This is a genomic window from Paenibacillus algorifonticola (genome assembly GCF_000971975.1).
In the GTDB taxonomy this organism is placed as follows: domain Bacteria; phylum Bacillota; class Bacilli; order Paenibacillales; family Paenibacillaceae; genus Pristimantibacillus; species Pristimantibacillus algorifonticola.
The window spans coordinates 1-1,341 of record NZ_LAQO01000100.1; the positions used below are offsets into that span (position 1 = coordinate 1).

The following is a 1,341-nucleotide window of genomic DNA, read 5'->3' on the forward strand; positions in this document are numbered from 1 at the left end:
AGGGTCTGTCAACAATTTTGTGTAAACTCTATTGAAGCAAAAGTTAACGCAGGTGCTGACTGATCCGTTCAGGGAAAAAGACGGAGAGTTGGAGGAGCATTTGTCCCCAATTCTGCACACGCCCTGTCCACTTTCGGGTAACGTCCATGGTTGCCAAATAAAGCATTTTGAGGAGGGACTCGTCGGTGGGGAAAATGCTTTTTCCCTTTGTCACTTTCCGAAGCTGACGGTGGTAGCTCTCGATCATATTGGTCGTATAGATGAGTTTGCGAATCTCAGGTGGATATTTGAAATAGGTGGCGAGTTCATCCCAGTTGGTACGCCAAGAGCGCACCATGAGCTGGTATTTGCTTCCCCATTGTTCTTCAAAGCGATCTAATTCGAGTAAGGCTGCTTCTTCAGTGACCGCTTTGTAGATCGGCTTTAAGTCAACCGTTACCTTTTTTAGATCCTTGTACGAGACGTAACGGATGGAGTTACGGATTTGGTGAATGATGCATTTCTGAATCTCGGTGTTTGGATAGCAGGCGGAGATGGCCTGAGAGAAGCCCGTGAGGTTATCCACACAGGTGATCAGAATGTCCTGTACACCCCGGTTTTTAAGCTCGTTTAACACACTGAGCCAAAATTTAGCGGACTCGTGCTCCCCAATCCACATGCCTAATACGTCCTTGTTGCCATCTAAATCAATGCCAATGACCATGTAGGCTGCCTTGTTCACAATGGCGCCGTCTTGCTTCACTTTGTAATGAATCGCATCCATAAATACGACCGCGTAGATGCCTTGCAGCGGCCGATTCTGCCATTCTTTAATAAGGGGTACGATTTTGTTCGTCACGTTCGAAATCATCGTGGGAGAGACGTCTATTCCGTATAGATGGTGGAGGTGATCTTGGATATCCCTCGTACTGACACCTTTCGCGTACATCGCGATGATTTGGTCCTCAATACCGGTGACGGTGGACTGATGCTTCTTCACAATCACGGGCTCAAACTCGCCATGACGATCGCGAGGGACGGCAATCTCCACCTCGCCGTATTCACTTGTTACTGTCTTTTTCGTTTTCCCGTTTCGGCTATTGCGTGTCGTTTTGCTTTTCACATCATGCTTCTCATAGCCCAGCTCCGTGTCGAGCTCAGCCTCTAGCATGGATTGCAGCGTCTCTGCAAATAGCTCCTTCAAGGCCGACTGCACATCTTCCATCGTTTTGAGGTTGTTCTCCTTCACAAATGCCTTCACTTGTTCCTTATTGAATCTCGCCATCGGTGCCATCCTCTCAAACCAGCCTTTCTTCTATTGTAATAGGGTTTGAGAGTTTACACAGAATATTTTACAGACTC

1 protein-coding gene is annotated in these 1,341 nt (G+C 47.4%); it reads right to left on the bottom strand.

Annotated elements, in window-relative coordinates; all coding sequences use genetic code 11:
* Positions 1–43 precede the first annotated feature (43 nt).
* Entirely contained in the window at positions 44–1,264 is a 1,221-nt protein-coding gene (locus WH37_RS33120) for an IS256 family transposase (protein ID WP_046234941.1), read from the bottom strand.
* Between the last annotated feature and the right edge of the window lie 77 nt (positions 1,265–1,341).